At 33.9% G+C, this 25802-nt stretch carries 27 protein-coding genes; 7 read left to right on the forward strand and 20 right to left on the reverse strand.

Annotated features, from left to right (window positions below; all coding sequences use genetic code 11):
* Position 1: 1 nt before the first annotated feature.
* From NG806_RS15555 to NG806_RS15580, 6 genes are all read right to left on the reverse strand, one after another.
* Positions 2–475: a macro domain-containing protein gene (locus tag NG806_RS15555; protein ID WP_261510507.1), complete on the reverse strand. Its 474-nt coding sequence runs from the start codon at positions 473–475 to the stop codon at positions 2–4.
* 10 nt (positions 476–485) lie between these two features.
* Complete coding sequence (locus NG806_RS15560) at positions 486–1394, reverse strand: NAD(+)/NADH kinase (protein ID WP_261510508.1); 909 nt, start codon at positions 1392–1394, stop codon at positions 486–488.
* Positions 1395–1486: 92 nt separating this feature from the next.
* The gene (locus NG806_RS15565; protein WP_261510510.1) at positions 1487–2461 is read right to left on the reverse strand and encodes an SPFH domain-containing protein; all 975 of its coding nucleotides are present in this window, start codon (positions 2459–2461) and stop codon (positions 1487–1489) included.
* A 114-nt stretch (positions 2462–2575) separates the two neighbouring features.
* Positions 2576–3127, reverse strand: coding sequence for a prolyl hydroxylase family protein (locus NG806_RS15570; protein WP_214829787.1), 552 nt, complete (start codon positions 3125–3127; stop codon positions 2576–2578).
* Between the two features lie 27 nt (positions 3128–3154).
* Positions 3155–3697 (reverse strand): NADAR family protein, encoded by a 543-nt coding sequence (locus NG806_RS15575; RefSeq protein WP_261510512.1) that lies wholly within the window; start codon positions 3695–3697, stop codon positions 3155–3157.
* Between the two features lie 326 nt (positions 3698–4023).
* On the reverse strand, positions 4024–4701 hold the full coding sequence (locus NG806_RS15580; protein WP_214829793.1) for an NUDIX hydrolase: 678 nt from the start codon (positions 4699–4701) through the stop codon (positions 4024–4026).
* Between the two features lie 133 nt (positions 4702–4834).
* Here NG806_RS15580 and NG806_RS15585 point away from each other — a divergent pair, with 133 nt between their 5' ends.
* Positions 4835–5467 (forward strand): DUF1579 domain-containing protein, encoded by a 633-nt coding sequence (locus NG806_RS15585; RefSeq protein WP_214829809.1) that lies wholly within the window; start codon positions 4835–4837, stop codon positions 5465–5467.
* Between the two features lie 35 nt (positions 5468–5502).
* On the opposite strand, the gene NG806_RS15590 is transcribed toward NG806_RS15585, so the two are convergent.
* Positions 5503–6654 carry an NHL repeat-containing protein gene (locus tag NG806_RS15590; RefSeq protein ID WP_214829812.1) on the reverse strand — a complete coding sequence of 384 codons (1152 nt, stop codon included), beginning with the start codon at positions 6652–6654 and terminating at the stop codon, positions 5503–5505.
* Between the two features lie 9 nt (positions 6655–6663).
* Positions 6664–7116, reverse strand: coding sequence for a T9SS type A sorting domain-containing protein (locus tag NG806_RS15595; RefSeq protein ID WP_214829815.1), 453 nt, complete (start codon positions 7114–7116; stop codon positions 6664–6666).
* A 205-nt stretch (positions 7117–7321) separates the two neighbouring features.
* Here NG806_RS15595 and NG806_RS15600 point away from each other — a divergent pair, with 205 nt between their 5' ends.
* Positions 7322–7537, forward strand: coding sequence for a hypothetical protein (locus NG806_RS15600; RefSeq protein ID WP_214829818.1), 216 nt, complete (start codon positions 7322–7324; stop codon positions 7535–7537).
* Between the two features lie 38 nt (positions 7538–7575).
* Here the strand turns inward: NG806_RS15600 and lepA are convergent, their stop codons facing one another.
* On the reverse strand, positions 7576–9372 hold the full coding sequence (gene lepA, locus NG806_RS15605; RefSeq protein ID WP_214829832.1) for a translation elongation factor 4: 1797 nt from the start codon (positions 9370–9372) through the stop codon (positions 7576–7578).
* A 313-nt stretch (positions 9373–9685) separates the two neighbouring features.
* Here lepA and NG806_RS15610 point away from each other — a divergent pair, with 313 nt between their 5' ends.
* Positions 9686–11977: a GH92 family glycosyl hydrolase gene (locus NG806_RS15610; protein ID WP_261510517.1), complete on the forward strand. Its 2292-nt coding sequence runs from the start codon at positions 9686–9688 to the stop codon at positions 11975–11977.
* 41 nt (positions 11978–12018) lie between these two features.
* On the opposite strand, the gene NG806_RS15615 is transcribed toward NG806_RS15610, so the two are convergent.
* The 4 genes from NG806_RS15615 to NG806_RS15630 all read right to left on the reverse strand — a co-directional run bounded on the left by NG806_RS15615 (position 12019) and on the right by NG806_RS15630 (position 14768).
* Positions 12019–13038, reverse strand: coding sequence for a hypothetical protein (locus NG806_RS15615; RefSeq protein ID WP_214829838.1), 1020 nt, complete (start codon positions 13036–13038; stop codon positions 12019–12021).
* A gap of 98 nt (positions 13039–13136) precedes the next feature.
* Positions 13137–13649, reverse strand: coding sequence for a hypothetical protein (locus NG806_RS15620; RefSeq protein WP_214829841.1), 513 nt, complete (start codon positions 13647–13649; stop codon positions 13137–13139).
* A gap of 8 nt (positions 13650–13657) precedes the next feature.
* Positions 13658–14200 carry a hypothetical protein gene (locus NG806_RS15625; protein ID WP_214829844.1) on the reverse strand — a complete coding sequence of 181 codons (543 nt, stop codon included), beginning with the start codon at positions 14198–14200 and terminating at the stop codon, positions 13658–13660.
* Between the two features lie 10 nt (positions 14201–14210).
* On the reverse strand, positions 14211–14768 hold the full coding sequence (locus NG806_RS15630; protein WP_214829847.1) for an RNA polymerase sigma factor: 558 nt from the start codon (positions 14766–14768) through the stop codon (positions 14211–14213).
* A 95-nt stretch (positions 14769–14863) separates the two neighbouring features.
* Here NG806_RS15630 and NG806_RS15635 point away from each other — a divergent pair, with 95 nt between their 5' ends.
* The 4 genes from NG806_RS15635 to porW all read left to right on the forward strand — a co-directional run bounded on the left by NG806_RS15635 (position 14864) and on the right by porW (position 19397).
* On the forward strand, positions 14864–15613 hold the full coding sequence (locus NG806_RS15635) for a Rossmann-like and DUF2520 domain-containing protein (RefSeq protein ID WP_261510519.1): 750 nt from the start codon (positions 14864–14866) through the stop codon (positions 15611–15613).
* Positions 15603–16121 carry a KdsC family phosphatase gene (locus tag NG806_RS15640; RefSeq protein WP_214829853.1) on the forward strand — a complete coding sequence of 173 codons (519 nt, stop codon included), beginning with the start codon at positions 15603–15605 and terminating at the stop codon, positions 16119–16121. The genes NG806_RS15635 and NG806_RS15640 overlap by 11 nt, the downstream gene beginning before the upstream one ends.
* Before the next feature lie 9 nt (positions 16122–16130).
* Positions 16131–16685 (forward strand): Maf family protein, encoded by a 555-nt coding sequence (locus NG806_RS15645; protein WP_261510521.1) that lies wholly within the window; start codon positions 16131–16133, stop codon positions 16683–16685.
* An 87-nt stretch (positions 16686–16772) separates the two neighbouring features.
* The gene (porW, locus tag NG806_RS15650; protein WP_261510522.1) at positions 16773–19397 is read left to right on the forward strand and encodes a type IX secretion system periplasmic lipoprotein PorW/SprE; all 2625 of its coding nucleotides are present in this window, start codon (positions 16773–16775) and stop codon (positions 19395–19397) included.
* A gap of 15 nt (positions 19398–19412) precedes the next feature.
* On the opposite strand, the gene tsaB is transcribed toward porW, so the two are convergent.
* From tsaB to rnr, 7 genes are all read right to left on the reverse strand, one after another.
* Positions 19413–20093: a tRNA (adenosine(37)-N6)-threonylcarbamoyltransferase complex dimerization subunit type 1 TsaB gene (gene tsaB, locus NG806_RS15655; RefSeq protein WP_261510523.1), complete on the reverse strand. Its 681-nt coding sequence runs from the start codon at positions 20091–20093 to the stop codon at positions 19413–19415.
* 81 nt (positions 20094–20174) lie between these two features.
* On the reverse strand, positions 20175–20924 hold the full coding sequence (locus NG806_RS15660; RefSeq protein WP_261510525.1) for an SDR family NAD(P)-dependent oxidoreductase: 750 nt from the start codon (positions 20922–20924) through the stop codon (positions 20175–20177).
* A 78-nt stretch (positions 20925–21002) separates the two neighbouring features.
* Complete coding sequence (locus NG806_RS15665) at positions 21003–21374, reverse strand: YraN family protein (RefSeq protein WP_261510527.1); 372 nt, start codon at positions 21372–21374, stop codon at positions 21003–21005.
* A gap of 36 nt (positions 21375–21410) precedes the next feature.
* Entirely contained in the window at positions 21411–22340 is a 930-nt protein-coding gene (locus tag NG806_RS15670; RefSeq protein ID WP_261510528.1) for a S66 peptidase family protein, read from the reverse strand.
* Positions 22337–23023 carry a LysE family translocator gene (locus NG806_RS15675; RefSeq protein ID WP_214829897.1) on the reverse strand — a complete coding sequence of 229 codons (687 nt, stop codon included), beginning with the start codon at positions 23021–23023 and terminating at the stop codon, positions 22337–22339. Before NG806_RS15675 ends, NG806_RS15670 begins: the two co-directional genes overlap by 4 nt.
* Position 23024: 1 nt before the next feature.
* Positions 23025–23534, reverse strand: coding sequence for a hypothetical protein (locus NG806_RS15680; RefSeq protein ID WP_214829899.1), 510 nt, complete (start codon positions 23532–23534; stop codon positions 23025–23027).
* On the reverse strand, positions 23534–25684 hold the full coding sequence (gene rnr, locus NG806_RS15685) for a ribonuclease R (protein WP_261510533.1): 2151 nt from the start codon (positions 25682–25684) through the stop codon (positions 23534–23536). The genes NG806_RS15680 and rnr overlap by 1 nt, the downstream gene beginning before the upstream one ends.
* Between the last annotated feature and the right edge of the window lie 118 nt (positions 25685–25802).

Genomic DNA, 25802 nt, shown 5'->3' on the forward strand with positions numbered 1-25802 from the left:
CTTACTCGAAATCATATACACATACTTTTACATTATTTTTCAACAATGTTCTATTAATTATCGGCTCTATTTCCTCCCATTTCCCTCTTGCTAAGCCACAACCTATTCTCGGCATATGGATACTCGCATTTAATCTTAAAGCTGCATCATTTAGTTTTTCTAAACATTCTTCTACAGCCTTATATCTAATTGGTGGAATACCCTGGGAATTTGTATTTATTTTATGTTGCCCAATCATATTCGCTACCCATATTTCCTTTTCCACATTAACCAACTGGATTTCTCCGAGATCAAAGTTCGAATTGATCTTAAACCAATTTCTATATTCTTTTTCAGGAGCTTTCCGTTTTTTAGAAATAGCTAAAACAAAACCTTTTCCCCACCCTCCCATATCATTACAGATATGCGCAATAATTTTATTTCCTTCAGTTTGAGGATTTGTTGCATCTCCTTTTAAATAGTTTATCGTCTTCATCTTTAATTTCCTAATTAATTACCAAAACCGCCTCTTCATCAGACAGCTTAATTTCTGCCGTCGCCCCACTGTTGAATTGCAAAAAATCCTTTTCAATTCCATCACTAAATATAAAACCATTATTTGGCATTAATGATTCTATGATCAGCTTATTTCTTCTTTTTAAGATCCCTCCACAGATGTCCGTTTGCGTTGCTTTACTTTTAAACGGTTCTCTCACCGCAAAGTATAGATCCTCATCATTGAGTTCTGGATATTTTAGTTTTTTTGATCCTAAAATGCCATATGCCATATTGAAAATAGAACTTAGCCAGCCCGTGCTTCCTGTTTTTGTAGAAACAATAATTCCACTGGAAGAATGCGTTTCTTCTTTTCCGTTCAGCATTAACTTATATCTGGCAGAGCTGTGGGAAGAAATACCAATAAACAGATCATTAACTGCTAAGAGTTTTTGTCCATCATTCAGAACAGCTTCTGCAAACCTCATCTTCTTTGAACTAAAATTTTCGTTTATTACAGCATTTACTCCATTGAGAAAGTTTTTAACATTAAAAGGAAGCAGTACACCATCATACCTTTCTTCATCAGGATTGATCGCGACAATAGGAATGTTTTTAGCGTATTTCGCAACATTTGCAACCAACCCATCCTGTCCTATGACCACAATAAGATTCTTTTCAGAAAAAATATAGGAAGGCATAAATTCTCTTTCCAGTACTTTATTCTTGATCACTTTAGAAAGCTTTGTCTGAACTTCCAGAAAAGACTGACAGAACTTTTCATGTTCAGCAACATACTCCTGAAAATCCCCACCTGAACTTTCAATATAAAACTGAGCCTGGGCTTTGGTATTAAATCTTTCAATCAAAGATTCCAATCTCGTTTTGTTCTTAATGATAATTGCGTATTCTATTTTCATGGCTTTTCTTTAATTGTAAAATGTACAATGTATTACTGATTGCGTTAGTTTACTATTTTAACTTCAATGTCCTCGCCTCTCTCTTCAAGTTTTTAATGTTCCTTCAACAGGTTTTCTAATAAATCAGGACTGATGTTTAAGTTTCCGATCTTTCCTGCATTTTCTGCCAGTTCCCTGAAAGCAAGGGCAATATTTGATCTTGCATCCTGATTTCCATTTAAAGCTGTTAAAACTTTCCAATCCATTTCTTTATATGGTTTTAAAGAAGTTTCTAATACGTAGCCTTGTGTTTCCGCTTCTTTTCGGTCGTTTTCTGTCTTTTGTTCGATCAGTTGTTTTCTTTGGTTTTCAACTGATATATCAGCAGCGATCTTCATTTCTCTCAGGATCTTATTATTTTCTTCCTGTTGAATTTCGGTCTCCATTCTCTTTTCTTCGATCTGTTTTTGTTTTTCTTCGATCGCTATTTCTGTATTCAACTCAGATTCTTTGATTTTCCTTTCTTGTTCTACTGCAAAGTTTCTCCTTTCATAAATAGCCTCGTCTGCCTGTTGCTGAAGTTTTTCTCTGGTTTCTGTTTCTAATGCCCGTGCCATTTCCGGAGTGGTCTGAACCGCTAAAATACTCGCTCCTAATATTTCAACTCCCATCGTTTGGATCGTTTCTGAAGTTTTAAGCCCTTCCAGAATATGCTCCTCTATCTTTTTAGCAGAGCGGATCGCATCTTTTAAACTCATTTCATGAATAAATGATGATGTAGATGTCTGCGCAAGATTGATGATCCTTTGATTAAGCTTCTCAATATCATTCTTTTTATACACTCCTGATTCATTAACTGTAAAATCCAATGTGTTGGACAAAGCCTTTGGATCAAAAATTTTATAACTGATCTGCCCCTGAATATTTACCATCTGATAATCAAACGTATTTTCATTAAAAATAAAAGGGAGATCATTACTTCCCATTGGAATAGCAACAATAGAACTGTTTGGAGCAAAATAGAAGAATGATAAGCCCCTTCCTTCTCTTACGGTTCCTCCATTTTTAAAATGAAGAACGTAAGTCATTGAGTCGAATTTGATGTGTCTGAAACCAAACATAGCTTTAAGTTTTAAAAATTTAATATTTGTGTTGTTTTTACACTAATTCTATTAGACATGAGTTTGCACTTATTTTTCAAACTACTTTCTAATAGTATACATTACATCGGTCCGCAGTACATATTTAGCCCCACTGATCAATGTTTTACCTTCGTGTCTTAATGGATGATAAAAGACCAATGCCATTCCTTTTTTAGGAGCAATTGTAAACAGGTTTTCAAATTCTGTTTCCCCACCTTCAAAGTCATCGTTCAGATACATTAAAAACGTATAGAAGCTTTTTTCATTCTCGTCTCTTACATAGCTTCCATCTCTGTGCATTTTAAATCTTTGTCCTGGAGAATATTTATAAACCCTGAACATCTCATTAAAGTCACATATTTCATTTCCATCGTGATTTTCTGGAAGAAATTCAAAAGCTCTCTCAAAAAGATTGTTAGCAAGATCCTTACTAAAAAGCATTAATCGGTCGTTATTTCGAATACCCTTACTCATTAACTGCTGACCGTTTATATTGACTTTCGCTTCCTCAAAAGCCTGGTCTTCTGCCATTTTAATGTAGCTCTCACATTCCTGGTTGGTTAGAAAATCTTCAATCAGAAATATCTGTGGATGTAAATCGATCTTTTCCATGATTTCTATATTGTGATTATGATTGTGTTATCTTCTCAATTCATCTCTTACCTCCATCAGAGCGAATCCTAACAGATTTTCTCCACGCCATTGAGATGGATTCTCTGCTTTGGAATCAGACTCTGACATTCCTATTCCCCAAATGGTATCATAAGGACTTGCTTCTACAATAACTTTATCTTCGGTAGATAAAAGAAATTCCCTGAATTCTGAGTTTTGTGAAAATTTTAAAAAGTTTCCCTTCTTTACAATTTCATACTTATGATTATCCCAAGTCTGATGATCAAAGTTTTTTATTTCTCTTCCCAAGCTCTTTGCTTCTTTAGGGTTTCCTGATTCAAGGATTTTCAACATCGCCTCATCATCATTAAATAATCTCGCCTTCTCTGCCATCATATAATGTTCAGCAGTTCTATACTCAATACTATTTTCTTTGAAACTTGCAGGAAACCACTGGCTAAAACAAGCTTTTGAAATTTCATTTTTAATGGTATATCCCCAGAAAAACAAAAATTGCAAGTTTCCTTTTTCCTGAAAAAGTTCAATTGTATTTTGTATGATGTATTTCATGATTGCGTTATTATTACACAAATGTAAAATAAAATCATTTTATCCTCCAAATTTATTTGTGTTATTTTTACGCTAATAAATTAACTAACTGATAATCAATTTATTTATTTTATCCTATCTAGATATTAATAGTACAAATAATACATTACAATGACACAAGCTATAATCTATTTTTATGTTTTGGCTAAAGTCGATGAATTACCATTAATAAAAAAACGGACTAAAGCCCGTTTATATTGATGTCTTTTGACGTCTATCTGATATCAAATATTTTGTTTTTCCTTATAATGTTGTGCCATTTGTGAAAAGCATTTTGTGTTTTCCTATCATTTAATCTCAAAATAAAACCCTTGTTCTTCAAGTTCCTTATATTTTTCCTGATTAAAAGTAAATAATTTCCCGGGCCTTCCACTCCCTTCTTTTTTTACATTATTGGTTTCATTAAGAAGGCCATAGCTCATTATTTTCTTTCGGAAGTTTCTACGGTCAATTTCCTGTCCAACAATCGTTTTGTATAAATTTTCAAGATCCGAAAATGGAAACTCTTCATTAAGAAGATTAAAGCCGATCGGCTGATACTGAATTTTTGTGCGAAGTCTCTTTAAAGCAATATCAATGATACTTTTATGATCAAAAGCCAGCTTTGGTAATTGATTGACACTGAACCATTGAGCATCTTCAGCATCTGAGTCTGCAAACAGTTCATGATAAGAAGGGTTCACTAGTCCCAGATAAGCCACAGAAACCACTCTGTTTCTGGGATCACGACCCACATTACCAAAAGTATAGAGTTGTTCTAAAAAATCAGGCTTTATGCCCGCTTCTTCATACAGCTCTCTTTTTACGGCATCATCCAGATTTTCATCATCCAGAACAAGTCCACCAGGCAAAGCCCAGCCTCCCTTAAAAGGATCGATCTTTCTTTTTATTAAAAGGATCTGTAAATCTTTTTTATCAAAGTATCCAAATATAACAGCGTCTACCGCTACTTTAATATCCTGCATAATATAGTTTGCGTTATGAATACACAAAATTACATTTTTGAATTAAAAGTCCCACCATTAAAAAACCAAAAAGCGTAAAAATAAAATTCCTTATCTTTAAGATTGATTATAACCAACTTAAAATTAAATATTTATGAAAAATCTAATGTTCATTTTCTGCGCTGCATTTTTGTTAACTGCATGCGAAAAAGGAAAACCCACCATGGGTAAGGAATCAACCGGAACTGATTCTACAGCATGGAAACCGGTAGACTCTGCTACTGCAGCAAAAGCATGGATGGAATATGCTACTCCTGGCGACATGCACAAAATGTTAGCTAAATCTGATGGAGTATGGATAGGAGACAATACAATGTGGATGGAAGAAGGAGGAAAGCCAATGAAAAGTACTTCTGAATGTACCAATAAAATGATCTTTGGTGGACGTTATCAGGAAAGTACCCACAAAGGTAATTTTTGGGGAATGCCATTCGAAGGAAGAAGTATTGTAGGATATGATAATGCCACTAAAAAATTTGTAAGCACCTGGATGGATAATATGGGAACAGGGATAATGTATACCACCGGAGAATGGAATGCTTCAAAAAAATCAATTGAATTTAAAGGTAAAATGCCAGATCTTACAAGACCGGGGAAGGAGTGTGATGTAAGAGAAGTCTTCACATTTGTTGACGACAACAATCAAACCCTTGAAATGTATGGTCCAGGTTCGAAAACCGGTAAAGAAATGAAAACAATGGAAATAAAATTCACCCGTAAGAAATAAAATAAAACCGCTTCAAATGAAGCGGCTTTTTATTTTTAATTGGTTTCAGAAGCACTTGTTACAGGAATACTAAAACTGTTATTATAATAATTGACATTGTACAACTGTGATGCCCAGTTTCCTGTTTTGGAATTGAAAACATATACTTTCCTGTCATATTTATCAACAAAGATAAAATTCCCGTTGGACGCTGTTACATCAGGAATACTCATGCTGTTATTATAATAGTTAACATTAAATACCTGAGAAGCCCATGTCATTGTTTTGGCATTAAAAACAGACACTTTATGGTCATATTTGTCAACAAAAGCAACATTACTTCCAGAAGAAATTGAGGTTGGAAAACTATTGTTATTGTTATAATAATTGACATTAAATACCTGTGATGACCAGCTTCCACTTATATAATTAAAGACATACATTTTGTGATCATACTTATCCGAAAATACTAAATTTCCATTGGATAAGGGAACTAAAGTAGGGGTCGAAAAGTTATTATTATAATAGTTTACGTTATAAATCTGTGATGACCAGGTTCCTGTTTTAGAATTAAATACATATACTTTTCTATCATATTTATCAATAAACATAAAGTTACCGTTAGAGGACGTTACCTCTGGCACCGCAAAATTATTGTTGTAATAATTCACGTTATAAATTTGTGGAGTCCATGTTCCCGTTTTAGAATTAAAAGCATAGACTTTTCGGTCATATTTATCTGTAAAGACATAATTTACACTTTTATTTTCAATAAGATCATCTCCCAATGATGAATCTGAAGAAGAGACATCTATCTTTTTGGCGACATAAGCATAAGGTACACTCATCAATTGATTCACGCCTACATTTGTATAATTAGTCCCTCCTGCAGCATCCATTTCTACTTTTACAAACTTTGAATTCGTGCTCCAATTTATTGCAGAAAATGTCCCTGACACAGCCGTTCCCTGCCCTATATTAAGATTTATCAATCCCTTGGAGTTGGTCGTCTTTGAATGCGTTTCCGTATAGATATTCGTTCCTGTAGCAGAATTATCCAAAATGCTTATTCTTAAAGAAACAGGCCCGTTAACAACCGGATTTCCCGAAGCATTGAAGGCAACAGCCTGATAAGCAAATCCCTTTGGAACCTGAGCAAATACTGCCGTAGTAAGCAGTGCTAAAAATAAAGTATATATTTTTTTCATGGTATCGTTTTATTTTTTAATGATTTTTACTGGCTTTAATTCAGAATTATTAAATTTCAGAATATATATCCCCTGAAGCAGAAAGGATAAATCTAATTTATTGTTAACTATCTTATTTTGAGAAACTAGCTTTCCTGACATATCATAAATAGAAACATCTTCAAGCCTCGTTGAGGAGGAAACATTAAAATTAATGTAGCCGGCTGTAGGATTCGGATAAATACTAACCGCTTTTTCGGTAACGATCTCGTTTACCCCTAAAACATTTAAAACAGTCTGATAAAGAACCCCAATGGTTCCGGAATTCTGATCATCGGGATTGGTAGGAATCACATAGATTTCTCCTACCGTGTGCATCAGGTTTTCATTAGAAACTCCTCCAGAGTTTATTCCTCCAATAAGACTTTGGGAACAAATAGGAACAGAAACTAAAAAACCGACCAGTAAGTAGATTTTTTTCATTTAAAATAAATTTTTCGTAAATATAAGATAAAGAATAATAGTTTAAAATGAAATTTATACTATTTGAAATTTAGTGAAAAACACACCTCATTTTCAGGGTTTTAACTGATTATCTTGGTCTTTTTATTACAGAACTTTGAAGTAATAAAAGGGGCAAGCCGAAAACCTTAAAGAGTAGGCATATAAAAACTAAAAAAACACCATTATGAATGCTAAAACTTTATTGAGAGCACTTATCGTAATCATCATCATTATCGGAGGAGTGATTATCATTGTTATTGGAAAGAAACCATTTCCTGAACCCGAATGTATTGTATGCGGAACTAATCTGATTACCATGTTAGGAATCGTTGAAATTATCCTGGGACTGGGAGCACTGGTTGTTCAGGGAAGCCTGGTTGACAAGCAAAGAAATCTTTAAAAATAAAAAGACCGATATGATATCGGTCTTTTTTTATATTAATCGTTTAGTTTTAAAACTGCCATAAATGCAGATTGTGGTACTTCTACTCTACCAATCTGTTTCATTTTCTTCTTCCCTTCTTTCTGCTTTTCCAAAAGTTTACGTTTTCTGGAAATATCCCCTCCATAACATTTAGCGGTAACATCTTTTCTTAGGGCTTTAATGGTTTCTCTTGCGATAACTTTAGCTCCCAGAGCTGCTTGTACAGCAATATCAAACTGTTGTCTAGGAATTAGCTCACGAAGCTTTTCACACATCTTTTTACCAATATGATAAGCATTACTATCGTGAATTAATGAAGAAAGAGCATCTACCATATCTCCGTTGATCAGGATATCCATTTTTACCAATTTAGAAGCACGCATTCCAATTGGTGTATAATCAAATGAAGCATATCCTTTTGAAATAGATTTCAGACGGTCATAAAAGTCGAATACAACTTCCGCCAAAGGCATATTAAATGTAAGCTCTACCCTATCTGCGGTCAAATAGCTCTGGTTAACAATCTCACCTCTCTTTTCAATACAAAGGGTCATAACCGGACCTACAAAATCTGATTTCGTAATAATAGAAGCTTTTATAAAAGGTTCTTCTACCCTATCCAGAATCGTTGGATCCATCATCTCGGATGGGTTATTAATTAAGATTGCCGTTTCAGGTTCTCTTTTAGAATATCCAAGATATGAAACGTTAGGTACCGTTGTAATAACGTTCATATTAAATTCTCTATCCAAACGTTCCTGTACAATTTCCATGTGAAGCATTCCTAAGAATCCGCAACGGAAACCAAATCCAAGTGCCGCAGAACTTTCCGGTTCGAAAACCAGGGAAGCATCGTTCAGTCTTAGTTTTTCCAGTGAAAACCTTAATTCTTCAAAATCCTCAGAATCAATAGGATAAATTCCCGCAAAAACCATTGGCTTTACTTCTTCAAATCCATCAATAGCTTCTAAAGCAGGATTTTCAAATGAAGTAATAGTATCCCCTACTTTTACCTCCCGTGCATCTTTGATCCCTGAGATAATATACCCTACATCACCACATTCAATCTTTTTCTTAGGAACCTGTTTTAGTTTCAATGTTCCTACTTCATCAGCACCATATTCTTTTCCTGTAGCAAAAAACTTAATTTTTTCGTTTTTGGAAATACTTCCATTGACTACTTTAAAATAAGCTTCAATTCCTCTGAAAGGATTATAAACAGAATCGAAAATCAAAGCCTGTAATGGACCGTCAGGATTTCCAACCGGAGCTGGAATTCTATTAACGATCTGTTCAAGCAAATCATGGACTCCTTCTCCTGTTTTTCCTGAAACTCTTAAAACGTCCTCAGGCTTACATCCCAAAAGACCAACAATTTCATCGGTTACTTCTTCAGGGTTTGCTGAAGGAAGATCTATTTTATTAAGAATAGGAATGATCTCTAAATCATTCTCTAACGCCAAGTAAAGATTACTAATTGTTTGTGCCTGAATACTTTGCGCAGCATCTACAATAAGAAGTGCACCTTCGCAGGCTGCTATTGATCGGGAAACTTCGTAGGAGAAATCTACGTGGCCAGGGGTATCGATCAGGTTTAAAATATATTTTTCCCCCTTGTATTCATAATCCATCTGGATCGCATGAGATTTAATTGTAATCCCACGTTCTTTCTCCAAATCCATATCATCCAGGGTCTGAGACTGTAATTCTCTTTGGGTAACAGTATTGGTATATTCCAATAAACGATCAGCCAAAGTACTCTTACCGTGGTCAATATGAGCGATTATGCAAAAATTTCGTATGTTTTTCATTTAAGAACCTTGTAATTTGCAAAGATAAAAAAAACGAAGACAATTCCTCTCTCTTAATTTTATTGGGTGAAATTAATTTTAATTATTGATTTTAAGCAGATAATACTTGTTGATATTATTACGTTAAATTAAGTAATATATTCCTGCAATAAGCAATACAACACGGATCTGTTTATAAAAAAAATGTGTTGCAATTGCCTGTAAAATTTTAAAAATATTTATCTTTTCAGTTTATTTTCAAATCATAAAGCTCAGGTACATTTGAAAAACATTTAATTAAAACCTGAATTATGGCAATAACCGATCTATACTCATGAAAAAATTAACCTATCTGTTACTTTTTATTATTCCGTTAACTCAATTAAAATCACAATGGGTGGAAAAAGCTTTGGATCATCCGGAAGAATGGGTAAATCCATTAATTGGAACACTTTCCAAACCTTCGCTTTCTAATGGAAATACATATCCCGCTGTAACAGTACCCTACGGAATGAACCTGTGGACTCCTCAAACCGGTAAAAATGGTGATGGCTGGCAGTATCAGTACGATGCAGATAAAATACGTGGCATAAAACAAACCCATCAGCCTTCGCCCTGGATGAATGACTACGGCATGTTTTCTATTATGCCGGTTACAGGAAAAATGAGTTTTAATGAAGATGAAAGAGCAAGTTGGTTTTCACACAAATCGGAGGTATCAAAACCTTATTATTATAGTGTTTACCTCGCTAATCATAATGTAACGGCTGAAGTTACACCAACTGAACGTGCTGCACAATTTCGATTGACATACCCCAAATCTGACAGTTCATGGGTTGTTATCGATGCATTCGATAAAGGATCAAGTATTACCATCATCCCTTCCCAAAAGAAAATTGTTGGTTATTCTACAAGGTACTCACGTGGAAAATTAGTGGGCTTCAAAAACTATTTTGTTATTTATTCAGATAAACCATTTACAAAATACACTTCATGGAAGGATAAAAGTCTTGTAAAAGATTCTCTTCATATTACAGGAAATCATTGTGGTGCTATCATTGGTTTTGCTACGCAGAAAGGAGAAAAAGTAAACTTACGTGTTGCTTCTTCATTCATTAGTTTAGAACAGGCGGAACTCAATTTACAACGTGAGCTTTCTAAGGACTCATTTGATACTACTTACGAAAAGGCCAAGTTATCATGGAATGAAAAGTTGAAAAAAGTGGAAGTATCTGGTGGAAGTATCGATCAGATGCGTACATTCTACTCTGCATTATACCGCATGCTGTGCTTTCCTCATAAAATGTATGAGATCAATAAAAACAATGAGGTTGTACATTACAGCCCCTATAAAGGAAAAACGGAACCTGGTTATCGCTTTGCAGGAACAGGATTCTGGGACACCTTTAGGGCTCTTTATCCATTTTTAAATCTTGTCTACCCAAGCATCAATGTTGAAATGCAGAAAGGACTGATCAGTGACTATAAGGAAGGCGGCTGGTTACCGGAATGGTCCAGTCCGGCGTATGCAGACTGTATGATCGGAAACAATTCTGCTTCTGTTGTTGCGGATGCTTATATAAAAGGACTTAGAGGTTATGATATCAATACGTTGTATGAGGCTCTTCTTCATGGTGCAAATAATGCCGGCCCTGAAGCAACAGGTAGAATGGGAATTGAGTACTATAAAAAATTAGGATATGTTCCTTATGATGTTAAAATTAATGAAAACGCTGCAAGAACTTTAGAATATGCATATGATGATTTCACCATCTATAAGCTTGGAAAAGCCTTGGGTCGTCCGGAATCCGAATGGGCCGAATATGCCAAACGTTCTCAGAATTATCAAAAAATAATAGATCCAGAAACAAAACTGGCAAGAGGACGAAATCTTGACGGAAGTTTCCAAAAACCTTTCAATCCTTTCAAATGGGGTGATGCATTCACAGAAGGCAATAGCTGGCATTATACATGGTCTGTTTTTCACGATATAGAAGGGCTTTCAAAATTAATGGGTGGCAAAAAACAATTTGTAAAAAAATTGGATTCACTTTTCGAAATGCCCCCTCTTTTTGATGATAGCTATTATGGCAGTACGATTCATGAAATACAGGAAATGATCAATGCCAATATGGGGCAATATGCACATGGAAATCAACCGGCACAACATATCATTTATTTATACAATTATGCTGGTGAACCCTGGAAAACACAATATTGGGTTCGTGAAACCCTTAATCGTCTTTACCAGCCAACACCAGATGGCTATTGTGGAGATGAGGACAATGGCCAAACTTCTGCATGGTATATATTCTCAGCATTAGGATTTTATCCTGTCACTCCGGCTACAGATCAATATGTTTTGGGAGCTCCACTGTTTCAAAAAGCAATTATCCATTTGGAAAACGGCAAAAACATTGAAATCAATGCTCAGGAAAACAGTAAGGAAAAAATGTATGTAAAATCATTAAATATGAATGGTCAGCCCTATTCCAAAAACTGGTTAAACCATCAGGAATTAATGAAAGGTGCTGTGCTGCAATTTATAATGGATGATAAACCGAATAAGAATCGGGGAACCAATGAAAAAGATTTTCCATATTCTTATTCTACGGACAAAAAGTAAAAACAAAAGAGAGACAAGTTGTCTCTCTTTTGTTTTATAGATTATTTTGTTTTATCAAAACCTTCGGGTAAAATATAATGTCCTGTAAAGGGATCAAGATAAACTTCAGATCCGGGATCTCCTTTTCTTTTACTTTGAATCCCTGCATCTATTACTGCACCAATAATGCCACCAACTAAACCGCCTGCCATTCCTCCAATCATAGCTCCATTGGTTGATGTTTCCGGAAATAGATCTGACTTTTTAGCCTCAATAAAAAGCCCCTGATCATTTTTGAAAATCTCAACATAACCAACTGGTATATTTTTATAAGCAATGCCATTATGTACAAAAGCATAAAAGTGTCGTATCCCCATTTTTTCTTCTCCATTCACAGCCTTTGTAACAATTCCTTTATCATTGGTCTTCAATGTAAAATCAGGATCAGGATTGTGTGTAAAAAAGCTGTAATAGTCTTTATAAACTCCATCTTTTAATTTATCTGTTTTAAAAATATCCAGTTTTTCCTTCAACAAAACAGCATAATCTGTTAGCTCATTTTCCGCAACTGCGAATTCCCAAGGAGTTTTTTGATAAGAATTTTTAAATAGATCTGTGAAAATAAGTGTAATTTTTTTAGATAGACTTTGTGCCAGATAAGGCGATGTACGAGATGAAACGCTCGCAGCAGTATCTTTTCTGAAGAGAAAATGATAGCCGTCTTCTTTTTTAATAAATGTGCTTGCTCGGAAATTAAGCTTCCCTATTGAAAATTTTTCTTTTTTATCTTCTATTATTTCTATGTTTTCTAATAATAGAACCAGCTCATCTTTTCCTCTTATCGGATTATCTTTGAAAAACCAGTCAGTAATATCTTTTTCAGCACTGTTTTCAAAAACAATATTTACCTGATCTTTATGATACATTACATGGCCCACTTCCTTATTAGGTCTTTGATCGATCACTGTAAGTCTTTTAACAGAATTTTTTTTGTCTTTAATAGATTTGGAAAGATCTATAATCTCAGTTTTCTGGGCAAATAGTGATCCTGAGAATAAAATAAATAATAATATTTTTTTCATAATTTACTTTTGCGCAAAAGTATGTATTTGGCCTGAAAATCAAACGACTCTTACAAAAAATCTTCGTAAGAGTCGTCCAACATTAAAAAAATAAACTATTATGGGTTTTGTTTAGGTGTTGCCGTATTGTCATCGTGATCATGAGGTTTTCTATCATTCATTTTATCTCTCATCTTCCACTCTGATTGAAATAACTTCAATACTTTCTGGCAAGGAATCACCTGCTGCATCTTCTCAGCATATTTTTTTCTATTATCTAATAATTTCTGTCCAAGTTCAAAACTTTGCTGTAGCTTGATCTTAGCCTCTTCATCAGACATCTTTTCAGGATCAAAATCGGGGTTAAACTGGCTTTTTATTTGTTTCTGATTATCTATATATTCATTATAGATTGCAGTAAATGCAGCTTTATCCTTTGCATCAACATTCAGATTATCCAACATCATATTATCTCTAAATTTCTTCAAAAGCTCTTTTCTTTCTTCGGGAGAAAGGTTATTTATTATCTCTTTTCTCTGTTTAGGGTCCATTTTCTTCCAGTCGTAATCCGTTCTTTGAGCCTGTAAACAAAAGCCATAAATAATAAAAAGTGTAAATAATATCTTTTTCATCTTTTCTTTTAATTATATAAATCTAAATAAACGTCTTCTGTGGAATTCTTAGCTAATTCTGCAATTTCTGTATTAGAAAATGAATCCAGATACTCGTTCATTTTAGTATCCGTTTGTTTTGAAACAGTATTCCCTATCTGAGGTTTTGTTATATTTTCTGTTTCATTATCCTGAGAATACTCTGTATTTTTATTTTTCTTATTTTCAACTATTTGATCTGTATTTTCCACAGAATTTAAATCAGATTTCAAAGTTTCATAGGCAATCTCGCTTTCACTTTTGGGAGCTTGGTCATTCTTAGCATAGTTTGCTTCCGATACACCGGATCCTTTTGCTGTATTCTGATTTTGATCTGAATTATAAACAAAAGTAACTCCAAAGATTAAAGCTAATGACGCCGCAACTGCATACACCCAGTTTAATTTAAAGATGGGCGCTTTTTTGTTTGCTTTCACGTCATTCATTACTCTTTCCTGGATGTTATCAAACATATCATCAGGAATCTTGTAAATGTTTTTACGTTCTAATTTCTCTATATCGAATTCTTTCATCTTATGTTGGTCAAAAATTATTTTCGTAATTTTCTTTTATATATTCTTCTATCTTTTGCTTGGCATAATGGTAATTTGTTTTTAATGTTCCTACAGACATATCTACTATTTTTGATATTTCTTCGTAGGGCAAATCATCATAATACCGCATCATAAATACGAGTTTCTGTTTTTCAGGCAGACTCTGTATGGCATTCTGTAGTAAAATTTGTATTTCGTCAGCATTCTTTTCTGCATTATCTGCTACAAGATTCTGCATATAATATTCAGCGTCTTCATCAGTTTTCTGCATTTTTTTCATTTTATTTATTTGCTGTAATGCTTCGTTGGTAGCAATTCTATACAACCAGGTGTATAGTTGGCTATCATTTTTGAACTGGTGAAAATTCTGATATGCTTTTATAAATGTATCCTGCAAAGTATCCTGAGCAAGATCTCCATCTACAATGATCCTTCTTATATGCCAATACAATCTACTTTGATAAGCATCCATCAACGCACGAACTCCTTTATCTTGAGTTCGTGGGTCTTGCATCAGCGTAATAATTTCCGCGTCCTTAATCTTCATAGATGCTTTCACTGTTTTGGATTACAAAAATATCTAAAAGTTAAATACTTTGTTCAATTTTCAGTCCAAAACTCATAAAATATTATCTTTGTTATATGCAAATTGTAATTATAGGTTCCGGAAATGTGGCTTATCACCTGGCAAAAGCTTTTGTTCTGAGTAACATTCCATTAGCTCAAATTTTTGGAAGAAATGAAAAAGACCTTGAAAAAATAGGTTCAGAGTTACATATCCCATATTCTACAGAACGGCTGGAAGATGCTGATATATATCTTATATGTGTCAGCGACAATTCTGTAGAGGATGTTTCTAAGATCATTACTAAAAAAAATGTTCTTGTCGCTCACACCTCTGGTTCGCTTCCTAAAGAAATTTTAGCAGGGGAGTACAGAAAAGCTAGTTTTTATCCTTTGCAAACTTTTTCTAAATCTAAAGATCTGAACTATGAGAAAATTCCTTTTTTTATAGAAACAGAAAATGAAGAAGATAGAAAACTGCTTTTCGAACTGGCCTCAAAAGTGTCAAAAAACGTCATGGAAAGCAATCATGAAAAAAGAAGATATATCCATCTTACGGCAGTTTTTGCCAGTAATTTTGTGAATCATCTTTTTTCTAAAGCTAAAGAAATTTCAGATTCTCAAGAAATTCCTTTTGACTATTTTTTACCATTAATTGATGAAACAGTACAGAAAATTCATGAAATTGAACCTAAGCTAGCACAGACAGGGCCAGCAGTAAGAAACGATATAAGGGTTCTGGAACTTCATGAGCAACTGTTAAAAGATGAAAGTCTTGAAATATACAAAACAATAAATCACTCTATTAAAAAAATGTATGAGCTATAAAGAGAAGTTAAAAGATATAAAGGCATTCGTATTTGATGTGGATGGCGTTTTTACAGATGGCAGCGTTTATTTGATGCCTGGTGGAAATATGAGTAGGGTAATGAATGTCTTAGATGGCTATGCAGTTGTTAAAGCATTAAAAAACAATTATTTAATAGGAGTTATCACGGGGGGAAATGATGAGATGGTAAAACACAGGATCCATTATTTGGGTATAGAAGATTATTATGCTAAATCTCATAATAAAATGGTTGATTTTGAAGATTTTAAAAAGAAATATAACCTCAAGAACGAAGAAATTCTGACGATGGGTGATGATCTGCCAGATCTACATATTATGGAAAATTCTGCTATAGCAGCGTGTCCTGAAAATGCCGTTCCTGAGATCAAAGGAATTTCGGATTATATATCAACAAAGCAGGGTGGAAGTGGAGCTGTACGTGATGTTATCGAACAGGTGATGAAAGTACAGGGAAACTGGCACGATGATAATACACAATCTGTATAATTGGTCGATATGAAATTACTTTTAGCATCACAATCTCCAAGAAGAAAAGAATTGCTTTCCAGTTTAGGATTTGATTTTGAAGTGGTAAAAATAGATTGTGAGGAAATTCTTCCTGAAAATATTACAATAGAAAATGCTGCCGCTTATCTTTCAAAATTAAAGGCGAATGCATTTAGATCTCTTCATGATGACGAAGTTTTATTGACCGCAGATACAGTGGTCGCAATAGATCATCAAATTCTTGGGAAACCGAAAGACGAAGCAGATGCAAAGAATATGTTGAAAATGCTTTCCGGGAAAACACATCAGGTTTATACCGGGATAACCATCCAAACATCCAATAAAACTTATACAGAGACAGATGTTGCAGATGTTGAGCTTGATGAAATTTCTGATGATGAAATTAATTACTATGTGAAAAATTATAAACCTTTCGACAAAGCGGGAAGTTATGGCATCCAGGAATGGCTGGGAATGGCAAAAATCAATAAATTATCCGGTAGCTTTTATACCATTATGGGTCTTCCTACCCATTTGGTATATAAAATTTTGAGAGAAATATAAATTTTTTCAAAATAAAATTTTATTATTTTTACAAAAATCATCAAACTACTGATAATAAAAAGTAGATTAGCTAGTTATATTGAAATAATGAAAAAGAATATTTTATTCCTTTTAGCAGCATGTATTGTTATTTCCTGTGCTACCAAAGTAAAAAGGCCGGAACAACGATCAAAGTTCCTAAAAGGTTTTTCCACACATTATAATACCCTATTTAATGCAAAAGATGCATTAAATAGTGAGTTTACGACCAGAGATAAAGGCCATAAAGATAATTTTTATGCCCCTTATATTCCTATACTTACTTACGAAAACCAGCCTTTAGGCAGTGATCTTGGACAATCTTCAGCTTTTGCAGAAAATTCAATGAAAATGGCGGATATTAATAGATCTGCTTCAACTTCAGACAGGGGAGGAAATGCAAGTGGCCCTCCGGGTAAACCTGGCCTTCAGGAAGCTGTTGGAGCGGTGAAGGATAAAATTAATTCTGCTGTATCCGGTATAACAGGGAATGGAAACGATCCTAATCAACCTGAAACAAAAGGAGCGACTGCACTCGAAATTGCAGAAGCAAAAGCTTTAAAATCAATCAATAAATATTCCGTGATCAGAAGCGGAGAAGAAAAAAACAAACAGATTTTTGAAGCTTACATGATTCTTGTACAATCAAGAATTTATCAAAATAAGGCTGTACAAGCTCTTGATGCTTTAAATTATGTTTTCACTCACATGAAAGATGATAAAAGGCTTCCTTTAGCGAAGATCTACCAAGGTGAAGCCTATGCTCAGATCAAGGATTATCATAAAGCTCAGGAGATATTCTCTAAGCTAAAAGGAGAGGGGATCAGTAAAAGTTATGATAAACTGCTAAGTATCTATAATTCTGAAGCTCTTTTAGATGCTGGAAAAAAAGAAGAAGCAGTAAAAGAACTTGACCGTGCTTATGATCTCAACGGCAACAGAAAGCTAAAAAGCAGAATTTCTTTTCTAAGAGGACAGATTTTAGAAGGTTTAGGACAGAATGAAAAAGCTAGAGAAAGCTTTTTAGCAGCGTATAAATATGCCAATGATTTTGAATTTGAAGTTAAATCTCAAATAGAAATTGCAAAAACATTTAATGGAAAAGGAGACTATGAAGGAGCTAAAAATTATTTAGAAAAGATCAGTAACAAGGGAACTTATATGTCCAGAAAAAACGAGTTCTATTATGCTCTTGGTCTGATGGCCAATAAGGCTGGTAAAAAAGATGAAGGTCAACAGTTCTTTAGAAAATCTTTATCTGAAAAGGTTTCAGATCCACAAGTCCGTGGTTTGGCTTACTACGAAATAGGAAAGAATTACCTGGATAAAAATGATTATATCGGTGCGGGAAGTTATTATGATTCTGCACTTGCTGTAATGACATATGAGCCTTCTAAAGTGCTTTTAAAAGATCAATCTGAAAATATTAAAAAGATCTCAAAGAATTACTATCTGATCAAAAAGAATGACAGTATCCTTTCTTTAGCGAAAATGAGTGATGCTCAAAAAAATGATTTTTTTGCGAAACATATTGCAAAATTAAAAGCTAAAGAGGAAAAAGAAGAATTGGAAAGAAAACGTGCTGAAAGAAGTAAAGGTTTCGATACTGGAGATTATAATTCTAATTCTATATTTGCTAATGGTTCAACTTCTTTTGAAGATTTCGGAACAGCTCCTAAAGGGTTTTATTTCAGTAATACAGGAACCGTAAGTAAAGGAACTTCTTCGTTCAAACAAGTTTGGGGTGATAGAGCATTGAGTGATAACTGGCGTTATTCAAAGAAAATGTCAACGATTGATGACATGAAAAATGAAGCACTGGGAGTAACTTCAGCTCCTAATCCAAGACGTTTTGAGCCTGCTTTTTACATAGAGCAGATTCCTACAGATGCAGGTAAGCTAGGGCAGTTGAAAAAGGATAGGGATACAGCGTCTCTAGGTCTTGGTATCATGTATCAAAATTACTTTACAAATACTCCATTAGCGACCAAAACATTATATGATCTGGTAGATGTAAAACCCGAAGAAAAGGTGATGTTACAGGCATTATATGAGATCTTTGCGATGAATTATGAGAAAAATCCACAAGCGGGAGATAAAGCGAAGCAGATCCTGCTTACAGATTATCCATATACTTCTTATGCCGAATTTGCAAGAAACCCTAAAAATAACTCTTTTGTAAAATCTTCTGAAGACGTTGAAAATGAGTACAAACGGGCTTATGCATTATTTGAATCAGAAAAATTTGGAGAAAGTAAAGATGTCATCGATCAGACCATTCAAAAGTATCCTAAAGATGCATTAGTCCCGAAATTATATTTATTAAATGCATTTAATACAGGAAAATCAAGTGGAAAGGAAGTAATGATCCTACAATTGGAACAAATTGCACTTAACTATGCTAAGACACCTGAAGGTATAAAGGCTAAAGAAATGTTGAATTATCTGAAGAGTGACCTCGCTTTCCAGTCAACGGATAACAAAGGAAATGTTGTTCCTCAAAATCAGAATAATGCTCCTGTACAGCCAGATTTACAGAATAATAATATTCCTGCAAATCCGAATAATCCGAATATTCAGGATCTTAACGCGCCACCGCCAGTGAAAAGAAAATCGAAAAGATTGGGCACAAATCAGAATCAACAAGATCTTAAAATGCAGAACCCTAATGACGTTCCTGCAAAACCAAAATAAATAAAAAAGCGAAGATTAATCTTCGCTTTTCTTTTTCTTTACTCCATGGAAATCTTTTAAATAAAAAGGTTCGAAGTAGGCAATATCTTCGACGTCCTTTTTTTCTATTTTTTCAAGGGTTTTCTTTATTAAATACTGTGCGGAAGGGTAGATGCTTTCATTAAATTCAGCATTCGGAAGCTGAAGGATTTCTTTTGCTTTTTTAGCACCATCACCAACGAATATTATTTTTTTATCTGCAAATTCTGTAAAAGAATGTTCATCCAGAATTTTAGCTTCAGTCGCAGCAATTTCTTCTCCCGTATTTCCGTCATATATGGCAGTATAAACCTCCATTCTCCTTGCATCGACCAATGGCACTATATAATCATAGTTCTTTCCTAAAAAAGGCTCCATCATGCTTTCTAATGAATTAACAGCAATAAGTGGGATCTTTAATCCATAACAAAAGCCTTTTGCTGAAGCTGCACCAATTCTTAATCCGGTATAAGAACCTGGTCCTTTGCCTAAAGAAACCGCCTGAATATCTTTCATCGAAATACCAGCGCCTTCAAGTACCCATTCTACAAAAGTGTGTAAGCTTTCGGACTGTTTATAATTTTCAGAAACTTCTTCACATAAACATAATAGTTTTTCATTGTCTGAAATGGCTACAGAACAATTCTTAGAAGAGGTTTCAAGATATAATATTTTCATTTTTTCTAAACTAAACTGCAAATTCGCAAAAAGGCAAAAATGCTTTTAAATAATTAACGCAAATTTAATCCTTTTTTGAAACTATTTTCTGTAGATCGTTCTAGGTTCACTCTGCGCACTTGGATAGATGGTCATATCAGAAACATTTACATGTTTCGGCGCGTTCACACAATAAGCAATAGCATCTGCAATATCTTCAGCCTTTAAAGGTTCATAACCCGCATAAACTGTGGAAGCTCTTTCATTATCTCCTTTAAATCTCACTAATGAAAAATCTGTTTCTACGGCGCCCGGTTGAATATTTGTTACTCTAATTCCAAATTCTGTAAGCTCTAAACGCATTCCTTCAGAGATCACATCGACTGCTTTTTTTGTCGCACAGTAAACAACTCCATTTATATACGTCTGTCTTGCAGCTACAGAACTTATATTAACAATATGGCCAGAGTTATTGTCTTTCATTCCCGGAATAAGTATTTTAGACACATATAAAAGCCCTTTTACATTTCCATCGATCATAGAATCCCAATCATCGGTTTTCCCGGCTGAAAGAGGATCTAAACCGTGTGCATTGCCTGCGTTATTAATCAGAACATCAATATTTTTCCAATCAGCAGGAAGAGATTTAATAGCATTTTCTACTTCTTCTAACTTCCTTACATCAAATTTTAAACTAAATACTTCCGTAAAAGCAGATAATTCAGTTTTTACTTCTTCCAGTATCTCACTTCTTCTTCCGCAGATAATGATTCTGTTTCCCTGTTTAGCAAATACTTCAGCGGTTGATTTTCCAATTCCGGAAGTAGCTCCGGTTATTAATATTGTTTTCATATATAAATGTAGCTGTAATAGTGTATCAATGTAACAATTTATGGTAAACGGATCATTGATACGTTTGTTAAATTAATTTTAGTTTGCATCAAATGCTTCAAAAGCATTCGTTATATGTTCAATAACTAATTTTCTTTTTTCATCGGGCATAACCGTTATAATGTCGAACCGCACTTCGTTATGTTTATCGAATTCTTCAAGATAATGGTTTGTAGCAAAAACAATAGATTTGATTTTCGTTTTGGTAACAGCTTCCTGTGGTAATATAAAAGCGTCTGTAGAGCGTGCTTTTACTTCGGTAATAATAATTAAATTATCTTTTTCAGCTATAATATCAATCTCTGCTTTTTGAAATCGAAAGTTCCTGGTGAGAATCTTATACCCATTTTTTACCAGGTGCTCAACGGCCATATCTTCTGCTATTTTTCCGAAATCATTATGCGTTGCCATTCCTCTTTGATTAAAAATTATAGATTCCCCGTTAATTTAAAATTCAATCTTGACTTTATTATCAACTTTCATTTTTATACTTCCCCCAATAATCAAAGGTCTGTTATCTTTGATATGGCCGTTTGGAAAACTAAAAACAACTGGGAATTTATATTTTGAAACTCTCTCTGAGATTAGCTTATAAGCAAAATCATCAAAGCTTTCTTCGTAATTTTTATTATCTTTTTCATCACCCATATTGGTCATTCCGCCAATAATAAGTCCTTTTATTTTTTTGAAGACTCCTGCCAGTTCCAGGCTCATGATCATTCGATCTAAAGCATAATAATTTTCACCTATATCTTCAATAAATAATATTTTATCTTTAAAATCAAAAGAATATTTAGTTCCTAAAAGAGCATAGATCAGAGCCAGATTTCCGCCAACCAATTCTCCTTCCACGGTCCCCTGTTTATTGAACTGATTTGATGGTATGTTATATTTTGGAGTCTTTCCTTTCAGAACATCAAATAATAAATCATAGCTTTCATCTGTAACTCCAAAGCTGGAAGTTTTAATGGTCTGGCCATGAATAGATGCAAAACCATTTTTTAATAAATAACTTTGAATTACAGTATTATCAGAGTAACCGATATACCATTTTGGCTTTTCAGTAAATTGTTTAAGCTTCAGGTGCTGGACCAGATGCTGACACCCATATCCACCTCTGGAAGCCCAGATTGCAGAAATATCGGTATCATTTAAAGCCCAGTTGATATCTTTTAATCTTTCTTTTTCTGTTCCAGCATAATTATAACCATTAGAAAATTTGGTATAAAGGTGTTCTCCTATAACAGGTTCAAAACCTTTTGCTTTAATCATTGAAATTCCTTTTTCAAGTTGAGCTTCTTCTACAGCTCCTGCCGGAGAAATAAGAGCAATTTTATCCCCTTTTTTTAGGGATTTTGGAAAGATAATTTTTTTCATTTTGTTTTTTGAAATTTGACTTCTTTCTTCTCTGCTTCTTCTAATCGTTTATCAAACTGATTAAATTTTTTAAAGCTTTGTAAAAAGATAAAGAAACTGAAAATGATAAGAATTCCACCTACAATTCTTCTGATCTTATTGGCTAAAGTTTGTGTTAATTTATCATGGAATTGTTTAGCCAGAAATATTTTAGCGAGATCGATACATAAATAAGTACCAATTACCAAGCCTATATACAGGATAAAATTACTGATATCAGGATATTGATTTCGTACCGAAATTACTGTTACCAACCAGAAAAGAATTACCCCAACATTTAAAAGATTAAAGAAAAAACCATTAATAAAAGTTTTAAAATAATTTTGACTAATGATTCTTTCTTCTCCAGGCATATGCATTTTGGTTTTGGTAACCAACATTACGATCCCATATACAAAAATAAGAATAGACGTAATCCTGTAAAAACCAGGATGTTTGTCTATTAAACTAACAAGATCTGCACTTGCATAATATGCTGCAACGATACACAACAGGTCAGCGGTTATAACTCCGAGATCCAGTGCTAAAGCGTGTCTGGGACCTCTTGAGAAACTGGTTTCAATTAAAAGGAAAAAAATAGGTCCTATGAAAACCAGGCTCAACATAAATCCTAATATGACAGCAGAAAGTACAAGTTCAAACATTTTATTCTAGACAGTTTTCATTATAAAAAAATTGGTAATCTTTTCTAATTTTCAATCCAAAGATACCTTTTTCGAAAATATAAGTAATTTGATTTTTAAATTCCATCCTTTTATAATCAATGAAAAAACTACGAATCATATATTCGTATTCGTAAGCACTGTTACTCAAATAGATATAGGTAGTTTTTCCTCTATAATGATTACTCCTTCCTCCTACATCTGCCATTTTACATTTAAAACAATACGTTTCCTTAGTAGGGTTTGATCCTGTAACATAATTGATTAAAAAAAATAAATTTATTATTAAAGGAAATTTAATCAAAAAAAAATATTTTTTTTCCCAATTCTCTATCTTAATAATCTTTTTATTGATGAGTACATTTATAAAAAGGCAAAGCACAAATATAATACTTACCAGTAAGAAAAAATTAATAACGGTTTTAAAAACAATTGTAAATAGTAAAATAACATTGGCAATACTAAAGACAATAATTTTATCTATCCTTGTCATTAATCAACAATCTTGAAATCCAGTTGTTTCTGAATTAAGTTAGCTTTAACCACTTTGATCTGAACCTGATCTCCCAATTGATATTTTTTACCGGTTCTTGAGCCATAAACTGCGTGTGTCGACTTATCATAGGTATAAGAATCATCTACCAGATCTCTTAATTTGATCAATCCTTCAGCACCATTTTCAGGTATTTCAACCCAGAAACCAAATTCTGCTACTCCCGAAATCACACCCGTGAAAGTTTCACCAAGATGTTTTTCCATGAATTTCACCTGCATGAATTTGATTGAATCTCTTTCTGCATCTGCAGCCAGTCTTTCCATAGCACTGCAATGTTTTGCCTTTTCTTCCAATTCAGTTCTATCAGGAGATTTTCCACCATCAAGGTAGTGTTGCAACAAACGGTGTGCAAGTAAATCAGGATATCGTCTGATAGGAGATGTAAAGTGCGAATAATATTCAAATCCTAAACCATAATGTCCGATAGGTTCAGTGGAGTAGACCGCTTTGCTCATGCTTCGCATTGCCAAAGTTTCGATCATATTTTCTTCTCCTTTTCCTTTTACATCATACAGTAATTTATTTAAAGATTCGGCAACTTTCTTAGTATTTGCAAGGTTCATCTGATATCCAAAAGTGGATACAAAATCTCTTAATGCTTCTAATTTTGCTGGATCCGGATCATCATGAACTCTATAAATGAATGTATTATTAGACATCCCTCCTTTATTAGTAAGAGATACAAATTCCGAAACTTTTTTATTCGCTAAAAGCATGAATTCTTCAATCAGGTGATTAGAATCTTTGCTTATTTTAAAGTAAACTCCAACAGGTTCGTTATTTTCATTAAGATTAAATCTTACTTCACTTCTGTCAAAGGTAATAGCTCCGTTTTTGATACGTTCATCACGCATTATTTTTGCCAGCCTATCCAACACAAGAATTTCTTCTGTTAAATCTCCTTGCTGGGTTTCAATACGTTCCTGAGCTTCTTCGTAGGTAAATCTTCTGTCAGAATGAATTACTGTTCTACCAAACCATTGTTTCTGTATTTCTGCATGATCATTCAGTTCAAAAACTGCAGAGAATGTATATTTATCTTCATTAGGACGAAGTGAACAAACATCATTACTTAAAACTTCTGGTAACATAGGAACCACACGGTCAACCAAATATACTGAAGTTGCCCTTTGATAAGCTTCATCATCTAAAATAGTTCCCGGAACCACATAATGAGAAACATCCGCAATATGGACTCCAATTTCCCAGTTTCCATTTTGTAATTTCTGGATTGATAAAGCATCATCAAAATCTTTTGCATCTTTAGGGTCAATAGTAAACGTGCAGATATTACGCATATCACGACGTTTTGCAACTTCATCATCCGTAATCTGTCTGTTGATCTTATCAGCATCTGCTTCTACTTCCTCAGGAAACTCATAGGGTAATCCATATTCTGCTAAAATAGAATGAATCTCTGTTTCGTGCTCTCCAGGAGCTCCTAAAACTTTAATGATTTCTCCTTCAGGATTTTTATCCCCAGGTCTCCATTCTGTCATCTTAACAATAACTTTAGCACCATCTTCAGCACCACCAAATTTCCCTTTTGGAATAAAAATATCAGTATTGATCGACTTTTTATCGCAAACAACAAATCCGAAATCTTTATGAGCAACCACTTGTAAAGTACCTACAAATTCCGTTCTCGTTCTTTCCAAAACTTCCAAGACAGAACCTTCCAGCTTCTTTCCTTTATAAGTATAGGTTACTATTAAAACTTTATCCCCTTGTAAAGCATCCTTTACATTTTTTGAATGGATAAAAATATCATCTTCCATTCCATCTACATTCACGTAGGCATTTCCAGATTGATTAAAATCAATAACTCCGGTTAAAGTTCCTGCGATATTCAAGTTAATAATATATTTTCCTTTATCTGTTTCTTTAATTTTTTCTGAAGATTGCAGCTTATGTAAAGCCTGGATCACCAGTTCCCTTTGTCTTGGGTTCTTATGATCAATTCCGTCTGCGATCTGCTTATAGTTATAGATCTTCGACGAGTTTTCGTTCATAAATCTTAAGATCAATCTTCCGATCTCCATTAATTTATGGTCATTTTTCTGACTTATATATTTTCTTTTTTTCATTTTTTAATAATTGTTTAAAATATCAACAACATCATTTTCCTTCCCAGTGTTTTGATAACGGGAGTTTTAGTTCGTATAAATTTAATACAAATATGGAGAAGAGGGGAGAAAACCTGTT

It is taken from the genome of Chryseobacterium paludis, assembly GCF_025403485.1.
Taxonomy (GTDB): domain Bacteria; phylum Bacteroidota; class Bacteroidia; order Flavobacteriales; family Weeksellaceae; genus Chryseobacterium; species Chryseobacterium paludis.